Here is a 10013-nt window from a genome sequence, read left to right on the forward strand (position 1 = left end):
CGTCGATTTGTTCTGCATCTGATCTTGATCTCGGCCCTGTACGCTCTTTGGGTAGACAAGGCAAGCATTGCATTGCGCATTGCGCGTCATTTTCAAAAAGAGAGGGAGAGAATCATGAAAAAACAAGCTTTGGTCATGTTGTTGGCAGGGAGCATCGGGTTGTCGCTTGCCGCATGCGGAAATCAACAGGCAGAGCAGCCCAAGCCTGCCGAGCGAGGAAGCGCGGGAACAGCCGCAGGGCAGACAGCGGAGCCGACGTATCGGTCGTTGTTTCAAACAAGCGTATTTCTCGGCGATTCGATCACGGAAGGCTTGTCCTTCCACGATGTTTTGGATGAGGCGAATGTAGCGGCAGGGGCAGGCAAAACGGCTGAATTTGCGCTGGAGGATGTCGAGGAGATCGCCAAGCGCAAGCCTGAGCGTATTTTCATCCAATTGGGATCAGATGACATCCTCTGGCCGACAGACGATCCCGTGAGCTATTCGTACAAGCATTACGCCAAGCTGATCGACAGTCTCAAGGAAAAGCTGCCCCAGGCGAAGCTGACGATCTTGTCCGTGACTCCCGTAACGGCGGAGGCAGAGAAACAGGAGCCGCGCTATCGCAACATTGCAGCGTACAACAAAGGGTTGCAGGAGCTGGCGGCCAAGCACGGCGTGGAGTTCGTCGACGTGTCTCCGCTGGTTGCTGGCAACGAAGACTTGTACGATACAGACGGGATTCACTTCAAGGGCAAATACTACAGGCTGCTGCTCGATTACTTGAAAGACCGCCTGAACTGACAGGCGCGTCTGCCGAGCGTTGCGGGCAGGGAGGGAACGAGCGTTGGTTTTTAGCAGTCTGTTGTTTTTCTTTTACTTTTTGCCGCTTACATTGCTGCTTTATTATATAGCGCCTGCGCGGCTGAAAAATGCGGTGTTGTTCGCGGCAAGCCTGGTGTTTTACGCATGGGGCGAGCCTGTGTACGTGTTTCTCATGCTCGCTTCCACGGCGTTTGATTATGCCAATGGTTTATTGCTCGACAAGTTCAGGGAGCGAAGGGGAGTAGCCAGGGCGATTCTCTTGTTCTCGCTCGCCGGGAGCTTGGGGGTGCTCGGGTTTTTCAAGTACGCCGGGTTTGTCGCAGACAACCTCAACCAGTGGCTGGGGCTTTCGTTGTCTGTGCCAGAGCTGCCGCTGCCTGTCGGCATTTCCTTTTATACGTTTCAGACAATGTCCTACATCGTGGACGTGTACCGGGGCAAGGTAGCCGCGCAAAAAAACATGCTGTCCTTCGGGCTGTACGTGGCGATGTTTCCGCAGCTCGTGGCGGGACCGATCATTCAATACGGCGAGATCGCGAGGCAACTTGTCGCCCGCACGGTGACATTCGGGCAATTCGGCGAAGGGGCAGCGCTGTTGGTCAGAGGACTGGCGAAAAAAGTGCTGCTCGCCAATAACATCGGGCTGCTGTGGTCTGACGTGAAAGCGACGCCGCCCGACGAGCTGACGACTTTTCTCGCCTGGCTCGGCATCGTCGCCTTTGCCTTCCAGATTTACTTTGACTTCAGCGGCTACTCGGATATGGCGCGCGGACTGGGGAAAATGTTCGGCTTTGACTTTATGGGAAACTTTCGCTATCCGTACATGTCCAAAAGCATTTCGGAGTTTTGGCGCAGATGGCACATTTCGCTAGGGAGCTGGTTCCGGGAGTACGTGTACATTCCGCTTGGCGGCAACCGCGCGGGGCTGTTGCGGCAGTCTGCGAATTTGCTGGCCGTCTGGTTTTTGACCGGACTTTGGCATGGGGCAAGCTGGAACTTCGTCATCTGGGGGGTGTATTTCGGGCTGTTCATCATCCTGGAAAAATGGTTGCTCCTGCGCTTGTTGCAAAAGGTGCATGCCGCTGTCGGGTACGTCTACACGCTTGTGGTCGTGCTGATCGGCTGGGTATTTTTCGAATGCGCGAGCCTGCCTGTGGCCTGGCAGTTCCTGCGGGCGATGTTCGGCTTTGCGGGACAAGGCTTCATGGACAACCAGGCGCTCTACTACTGGTCGACGAATTGGCTCTTGCTGCTTGTGCTGGCAATTTGCTCGACGCCGCTTCCAGAAAAGGCAGCAGCGCTGCTCAGAGACAGGCGGCACTTGCTGGGCGGGGCTGTGGCGGCGGCCGTGCATATCGGGCTGTTGCTGCTGTCTACGGCTTTTTTGGTCGATGAGACGTACAATCCATTCTTATATTTTCGTTTTTGAAGGATGTGGTGATTGTGAACAAAGCCAATCCGTGGGAAGGGCCTCTGGTCGCCCTGCTATTGGTCGCTTTTACCGGCGGGATTCTCGGCTGGAACCTGCTCGCGCCCGACCAGTCGTTTTCCGAAGCGGAAAATCGCAGCTTGAAGCAGCTCCCGATGTTTTCCGTGCACAGCTTGGTCACAGGAAAGCTCGCGACCGAGGTGGAGAAGTACGTCGCCGACCAGTTTGCGGCCCGTGAGTTTTGGGTCGGGCTGCGCTCGGAGGTGGAGAGCGTGCTGGGCAAAGTGGAGCGGCATGGCGTTTACCTGGGGCGGGACGGATTTTTGCTGCAAAAATTCACGCCGCCCGCGTCCGGCGACGCAGAGGCGAAAGCCGCGGCGATCCATGCGTTTGCTGATGCAGTGCCCAGCCTGCGCACATACGTGATGCTCGTCCCGACGGCGCAAAGCGTGCTGGCCGACAAGCTGCCGCTTTACGTCTCCGGCAGCGGAGAGCTTGTCTACCGGGACGAGATCAGGCAGCTTCTGGACGAGAGAATTGCGTTTGTAGATGTGTATCCGGCGCTGGCTGCGCAGCGAAAACAGGCGATTTTTTACAAGACAGACCATCACTGGACGACGAAGGGCGCTTTTTATGCCTACCAGACGTTGGCAAGGCAAATGGGCCTGGAACCGCAGAACGAGGAAGACTTTCGGATAGAGACAGGGTCGGACGCGTTTTACGGCTCGCTCTATTCCAAAAGCGGCTACAGACATGTGCAGCCGGACAGCATCGAACTGTATGTTCCGCGCGCGGCGCAAACGTACAGCGTCGAGTTCGTGGACGAACAGCGGCAGTCCCATTCGTTGTACGAGCTGGATCAGCTCAAGCGCAAAGACAAGTACGCCGTCTTTCTCGGCGGCAACCACGGCCTGCTCCACATTCGCTCGGACAATCAGGCGAAAAGGAAGCTGCTCGTCGTCAAAGACTCGTATGCCAACAGCCTGCTGCCATTTCTCGTGCCGCACTTTGCGGAAATCGCCGTCGTCGACCTGCGCTATTACGAGGGAGATGTTTCCCGGCTCGCCCGCGAGCAGCAGTACAGCGACATGCTGCTGCTCTACAATGTGCAGACGTTTGCGGAAGATCCGTCCATCCTCGCTTTGGCAGGACAAGGGCAATAAACGGGAGGGAAAAGCAATGACAAGTTTGATCTGGGGCAAAGGCGCCCGGAAGTGGCTGGCGGCACTGTTTGCCTGCGCCGCGCTGGTGATGGCAACTGCCGGATGCTCCGATGCGGAGCGCGAGGAAGCTGCCCCGACGATAGAGGAAATCGCCGAACATATCAGCCAAGCCGTGAACGTATCCGAGTTGAAGCAAGGCGATGCGGCCAAGCTGCAAAAGCTTTACCACATCGCGCCAGAGGAGGTCGAGGGCTTTATGCTGCTAACGTCACAGTCGAATGTGCGGGCAGACGAAATTCTCGTCTTGCAGGTGAAGGACGCGGCTGATCTCGGGGCGATCAAGGAAAACGTGCAAAAACGCATCGAGGCGCAACTGGTCAAATTCAGCGACTATCGTCCGGACGAGGCGACTCTCGTGGAAGAGCATGTGTGGAAAACAAAAGACAGATTCGCGCTGTTCGCCGTCTCGCGGGAGGCCGGGCAGGTCGAGCGGGCATTCGAGGAGGCTTTTTCGCTGCCGTAGACCACGCATAAAAAGGGGCGCGGGAAGCCGTGGGTCTGCCGACAGCCGGGACAACAGCGGCGTTTTCGCCAAGACCAGGCACTACCCATTTGTTAACGCAGCCTTTACCAATCCCTTACATTTCTTTACACAAAGCCCGTCCTATCTCAACAGAAGAAGACTATGATTGGTGACATGCTTATGAACATTCCTATTTGCAGGAGGTACAAAATGTTTCGTACATTCCCGAAAAAGCTTGTCCCAGTAGCTGTCATCTCTTCTCTGGCCCTGACGACGGCGCTGTTTGGCGGCACTCCCGGTCTGGTCAAGGCGGCAGAAAATAAAGCGGGCAACGCCCAAGTTAAAAACATTATCTTCCTGATCGGTGACGGCATGGGTACGTCCTATACAACTGCTTACCGCTACATGAAAGACGACCCGAAGACTACTGTGATGGAGCCGACCGAGTTTGACAAATATTTGGTCGGGGCGCAAATGACTTATGCCGAGGACGAAAAGCAAAACATCACCGACTCGGCTTCTGCGGCGACTGCCATGTCTTCCGGCGTGAAGACGTACAATAACGCGATTGCGGTCGACAACGACAAATCGGAAGTAGAGACGGTGCTGGAACGGGCCAAAAAAGTAGGGAAATCTACTGGACTGGTAGCTACCTCGGAGATTACGCATGCGACCCCTGCGGCTTTTGGTGCGCACGATGAGAGCCGCAAAAACATGGACGCGATCGCAAACGACTACTACGATCTGCGAATCAACGGCAAGCATTCCGTCGACGTGTTGCTCGGCGGCGGTCTGAACAACTTTGTACGCAAAGATCGCAACTTGACGGAAGAGTTTAAGAAAGACGGCTACAGCTACGTCACGACCAAACAAGAGCTTTTGAGCGACAAAAATGACAAAATTCTCGGCTTGTTCGCAACAGGCGGAATGGACAAAATGATCGACCGCACGGAGAAGTCTCCTTCGCTGGAGGACATGACGAAAGCGGCAATCGAGCGACTGAACAAAAACAAGGACGGCTTCTTCCTGATGGTAGAAGGAAGCCAGATTGACTGGGCTGGTCACGACAACGACATCGTTGCCGCGATGAGCGAGATGGAAGACTTTGAAAAAGCGTTCAAAGCAGCGATTGATTTTGCGAAAAAAGACGGCAACACACTGGTTGTCGCAACGGCAGACCACTCCACAGGCGGCTTGTCTGTAGGGGCGAAAGAGGAGTACAACTTCCTGGTAGGGCCGATCAAAGCGGCGAAGCGCACCCCTGATTTCATTTCTGCCGAAATCGCCAAAGGCGCAAACGTAGAAGAAACGCTGAAAAAGTACATTGATTTGCAACTGACCCCGGAAGAAATTGCTTCCGTGAACAAAGCGGCTGCCACCAAAAAGCAGGTGGACATCGACAACGCCATCGAAGCGATTTTTGACAAGCGCACCTTCACTGGCTGGACAACAGGCGGACATACCGGAGAAGATGTCAACGTATACGCTTACGGCCCAGGCAAAGAGCAATTTGCCGGACTGATCGACAATACGCACAACGCCGAAGTCATTTTCGAGATTCTCGGCAAGGCGAAGAAATAAGGATGCAAGAACAGAAGCTGCCAGGCTTATCTGGCAGCTTTTTCTTTTGCGCGGGCCAAGGGGGAGAGTCTCCCGTCCTGCCTGCATGTTTCTCGCGAAAGTCGCTTCGGCCAAAACAGCTATAGGGGTTTACATCCCGAACGTCCATTCGTAGAATAAGGGCAAGAAGGTGAGCCTGGTGAAGATGAAAAAAGATATGGCAAGTATTTTGGAGCAGTTGAAAACAGACGAGCGTTTTCGGGACAATATCGCCCACTGGCGGGTGATTCCGGCACGCGAGGCCAAAGCGGTTCCGTTTCCGCAGGAGATGGATGCGCGTATTCAGGATGCGCTGACGCGAAGAGGGATCACTTCTTTGTACACGCACCAGGAGACGTCGTTTCGCCATGTGCGCGGAGGCAAGCATATCGTGGCTGTCACGCCGACCGCATCGGGGAAAAGCATGTGCTACCATCTGCCGATTTTGCAGACGCTGGCCGAAGACACACAAGCCCGCGCGCTTTACCTGTTTCCGACAAAAGCGCTCGCCCAGGATCAGAAAGCGGAGCTGCACGAGCTGATTGGCGAAATGGGGCTGGCCATCAAGTCGGAGACGTACGATGGCGACACTCCTGCCAACATCCGGCAAATGGTGCGCAAAGCGGGCAACATCGTCATCACCAACCCGGACATGCTGCATTCAGCCATTTTGCCCCATCACACCAAATGGGTTTCTTTTTTCGAGCATTTGAAATACATCGTCATCGACGAACTGCATACATACCGCGGCGTCTTTGGAAGCCACGTCGCCAACGTGATTCGCCGCCTGAAACGGATTTGCGCCTTTTACGGCAGCGCGCCGCAATTCATCTGCACGTCGGCTACGATCGCCAATCCGCGAGAGCTGGCGGAAGCGTTGACAGAGGAGCAGGTAGAGCTGGTCGATAACAACGGCGCGCCGTCGGGAATCAAGCATTTTGTGTTCTACAATCCGCCAGTGGTCAACCGTCAGCTGAACATCCGGCGAAGCGCCACATTGGAGGCGCGGGACATTACCGAGCAGTTTTTGACCAATGGCATCCAGACGATTTTGTTTGCGCGCAGCCGCGTCCGCGTGGAAATTTTGCTGACGTATTTGCAGGAACTGATCAAGCGCAAGCTCGGCCCGAAAACGATTCAAGGATATCGCGGCGGCTATTTGCCGAGTCAGCGCAGGGAGATTGAGCGCGGCCTGCGCAATGGCGACATCATGGGGGTCGTCAGCACGAATGCGCTGGAGCTTGGGGTGGACATCGGACAGCTCCAGGCGTGCGTCATTACCGGGTATCCAGGCTCGGTGGCGAGCACGTGGCAGCAGGCGGGACGGGCAGGCAGGCGGCAAGGCGAGTCGGCGGTCATTATGGTCGGCAGCTCGACTCCGCTGGATCAATACGTGATCGCCCATCCCGAGTATTTTTTCGACCGGAGTCCGGAAACGGCACGGATCAACCCTGACAACCTGATTATTTTGGTCGATCATCTGAAATGCGCGGCGTACGAGCTGCCTTTTAGCAAAGGGGATACGTTCGGCTGCGCGGAAATTACGGAAGTGCTGGAATTTTTGACCGAGGAGCAAGTGCTGCACTACTCTCGCGGCAAATGGTTCTGGATGAACGATTCATTCCCAGCACACAACATCAGCCTGCGCTCGGCATCGCAGGAAAACGTGGTCATCATCGATATTAGCGAGCGCGGCAACGAGCGGGTCATCGGGGAAATGGACCGGTTCAGCTCGATGACGCTTTTGCATGACGAAGCGATTTACTTGCACCAGGGAACGCAGTACCAGGTGGAGAAGCTGGACTACGAGGAAAAGAAAGCGTACGTTCGGGAAGTGCAGGTCGACTATTATACAGACGCCAATCTGGCTGTGCAGCTGAAAGTGCTGGAGCAGGACCAGACGCTCCACCACGGGCAGAGTGTCGTTGCCTACGGCGAAGTCTCGGTGCACGCCATGGCGACGATTTTCAAGAAAATCAAGTTTGAGACGCATGAAAATATCGGTTCGGGGCCGATTCATTTGCCTGAGGAGGAGCTGCACACGAACGCGGCGTGGATCGGTTTTTCCGACTCGCTGCTTGCGGAGATCGGGACGGAGGACGTGGAGCGGGGGCTGGTTGGACTGGCCCACGTATTGCAGCACGTGGCGCCACTGTTTGTCATGTGCGACCCGATGGACTTGCACGTGATTCCCCAGCGCAAGGCGGTGCATTCCCAGGAACCGACGATTTTCCTGTACGACCGCTATCCGGGCGGCATCGGGCTATCGGAGCAAGTGTACAAGGAAATGGAGACGATTCTCACGCAGGCGCAGCGGCTGATCAGCTTTTGTGCGTGTACCTCGGGCTGTCCTTCCTGCGTCGGGGCGACTGATGACGGCAGCAAGGAGCTGGCGATGACCTTGCTGCGCATCGCTCAGGGGGGAAGCACATATGTCTCTTAAATCCAAGCTGCAACGGATGAAGGGACATATGGCGCTGGATTCGGAAAAAAGGGCGTCGCCCGCCGCAGCGAGGGCAGCTGAGGAAGCGCGGGGGCAGACTGCTGCGGGATTGGCGGCGGAAGCGGGCGGAGCGGGGGCGTTCCAGACAGCCGAGGCGTTAGCTAAAGCAGGTGGAGTGCTCGAAGCGGTGGAGGTGTCAGCCAGAGCAGGCGGAGTGCTTGAAACAGCCGAGGTGTTAGCTAAAGCAGATGGAGCACTCGAAGCGGTTGGGGTGTCAGGCGAAGCAGGCGGAGTGCTTGAAACAGCCGAGGTGTTAGCTAAAGCAGATGCAGCACTCGAAGCGTTTGGGGTGTCAGGCGAAGCAGGCGGAGTGCTCGAAACAGCCGAGGTGTTAGCTAAAGCAGGTGGAGTGCTCGAAGCGGTGGAGGTGTCAGCCAGAGCAGGCGGAGTGCTTGAAACAGTCGACGTATTAATTAAAGCACCCGGAGCACCCAAAACGTCCGAGGTGTCAGCAGAAACAATCGGAGTGTTCGTAGCAGCCGAGGCATCAACCGAAGTTACCGCACCCAGTCCCGCTGACGCAGAATCACTTTCTGCCATTCCCGCCCAAGCCGGGAAACCGCCGATTCCTTTTGCAGACAAATGGAGCAGAATGCAGGCGTTCCCCTACTTTTGGGAAGACGAGCATGTCATGATTCGCGAGGTTCGCTATCCGATCGGGCAACGCCACGGGGCGTACACTTTTTCCCAGTTGAACGAGGCAATCGCTATCTGGGAAGCTTCCGGCAGAGAGCATCCATTGTCCGCAGCGGGCAAAAAAGCGGACGAGTTGCTGTTTTTTGATACGGAGACAACCGGGCTGTCCGGCGGCGCCGGGAATGCCGTCTTTTTGCTTGGTTACAGTCGTCTGGAAGGGGAAGAAGTTATTGTCCGCCAGCATTTCCTTCCGGCTCCGTATGCGGAAGCGACTCTGTACCAGTCGTTTCTCGAACAGGCGCAAAAGTCTTCGCATCTGGTGACGTTCAACGGGAAATCGTTTGACTGGCCGCAGGTGCGGACGAGGCATACGCTGGTGCGCGATCAGGTTCCCGCCTTGCCGACGTTCGGTCATCTCGACTTGCTGCACGGAGCCAGAAGGCTGTGGAAGGCTGAGCTGGAATCGTGTCGCTTGGGAATCATCGAGCAGGAAAAGCTGGACGTGTTTCGCGAGGATGATTTGCCGGGCTTTTTGGCCCCTGTGCGGTACTTTGACTTTTTGCATTCGCAAGACCCTGACGTGATCGAAGGGGTGCTGCGGCACAACGAGAAAGACGTTCTCTCGCTGATCACGCTTTACATTCACATGACCCGGCTGTTGGCGGATCAGCCGAGCAGCGACGTTTCTGTTGCGGAACGATTTGAAATTGCCAGATGGTATGATGCGCTGGGTGACCAGGAAACGGCCATGGCGGGATACCGCCTGGTTGCGGATAGCGACCATGTTTGGAGCAACCGGGCCAAGCTCGCCATCGGCCATCTGTACAAAAAGCAAAAGAACTGGCAGCAAGCATTGACGGTCTGGGAAGCGTGCATAGCGTCGTCCGGCTATGTCCCGGAAGAGGTGTACATCGAGGCGGCGAAGCTGTGCGAGCATCAGCTGGGCGATGCGGAAAAAGCATTGCGCTATACGCGGCAAGCTTACGAGCAGTGGAAAAAGCGGGGCACCTTGCTGCGAAACCGTACCCAGTCCGAAGCAGCCGCGTACCAAAAACGGATAGACCGCCTGCAAGCGAAGGTACAGGGAAGCGCAGCGGAGCAGGAGAGCCTTTTGTCCGGGTTTTTGGATTGGTCGGATGAGCGGGAAGAAATGTAAATAGCGCAATAATGGTAGGCTCTGTCGGGGAAGCAGTAGCTGTCGGGAAAGCAGCAGCTATCGGTAAGCAGTAGCTACTGGGTAAAACAGCAGCTATCAGGTAAACAGCGACTACGGGATCAGCAGAAGCATTAGCTAAAAAGTGTAGCTTTCCGATAAAAAAACCAGCCTCCTTCCCAAGGGACTGACCCCCGTCCGTA

The 10013-nt window shown here is 55.9% G+C and carries 7 protein-coding genes; all 7 read left to right on the forward strand.

Features of this window, described 5'->3' with window-relative positions; translation table 11 throughout:
- Positions 1 to 114 precede the first annotated feature (114 nt).
- A complete protein-coding gene (locus tag EDM60_RS27300; protein ID WP_122966780.1) occupies positions 115 to 783 on the forward strand; it encodes a GDSL-type esterase/lipase family protein in 669 nt (222 codons plus the stop codon).
- Positions 784 to 826: 43 nt separating this feature from the next.
- Positions 827 to 2233 (forward strand): MBOAT family O-acyltransferase, encoded by a 1407-nt coding sequence (locus EDM60_RS27305; RefSeq protein WP_122966781.1) that lies wholly within the window; start codon positions 827 to 829, stop codon positions 2231 to 2233.
- 14 nt (positions 2234 to 2247) lie between these two features.
- A complete protein-coding gene (locus EDM60_RS27310) occupies positions 2248 to 3396 on the forward strand; it encodes a DHHW family protein (protein ID WP_233454208.1) in 1149 nt (382 codons plus the stop codon).
- A 16-nt stretch (positions 3397 to 3412) separates the two neighbouring features.
- Positions 3413 to 3919 carry a DUF4358 domain-containing protein gene (locus EDM60_RS27315; protein ID WP_122966782.1) on the forward strand — a complete coding sequence of 169 codons (507 nt, stop codon included), beginning with the start codon at positions 3413 to 3415 and terminating at the stop codon, positions 3917 to 3919.
- A gap of 210 nt (positions 3920 to 4129) precedes the next feature.
- Positions 4130 to 5500 (forward strand): alkaline phosphatase, encoded by a 1371-nt coding sequence (locus EDM60_RS27320; RefSeq protein ID WP_122966783.1) that lies wholly within the window; start codon positions 4130 to 4132, stop codon positions 5498 to 5500.
- Between the two features lie 178 nt (positions 5501 to 5678).
- Complete coding sequence (locus EDM60_RS27325) at positions 5679 to 7961, forward strand: DEAD/DEAH box helicase (RefSeq protein ID WP_122966784.1); 2283 nt, start codon at positions 5679 to 5681, stop codon at positions 7959 to 7961.
- Positions 7951 to 9813: a ribonuclease H-like domain-containing protein gene (locus EDM60_RS27330; RefSeq protein WP_233454209.1), complete on the forward strand. Its 1863-nt coding sequence runs from the start codon at positions 7951 to 7953 to the stop codon at positions 9811 to 9813. The genes EDM60_RS27325 and EDM60_RS27330 overlap by 11 nt, the downstream gene beginning before the upstream one ends.
- Positions 9814 to 10013: the final 200 nt, after the last annotated feature.

The organism is Brevibacillus parabrevis (assembly GCF_003710905.1).
Taxonomy (GTDB): Bacteria; Bacillota; Bacilli; order Brevibacillales; family Brevibacillaceae; genus Brevibacillus; species Brevibacillus parabrevis.

Bases quoted from the DNA above. Each gene is read 5' to 3' on its own strand.
- EDM60_RS27300 (WP_122966780.1), top strand. From the start codon at position 115: ATGAAAAAACAAGCTTTGGTCATGTTGTTGGCAGGGAGCATCGGGTTG.
- EDM60_RS27315 (WP_122966782.1), top strand. From the start codon at position 3,413: ATGACAAGTTTGATCTGGGGCAAAGGCGCCCGGAAGTGGCTGGCGGCA.
- EDM60_RS27320 (WP_122966783.1), top strand. From the start codon at position 4,130: ATGTTTCGTACATTCCCGAAAAAGCTTGTCCCAGTAGCTGTCATCTCT.
- EDM60_RS27330 (WP_233454209.1), top strand. From the start codon at position 7,951: ATGTCTCTTAAATCCAAGCTGCAACGGATGAAGGGACATATGGCGCTG.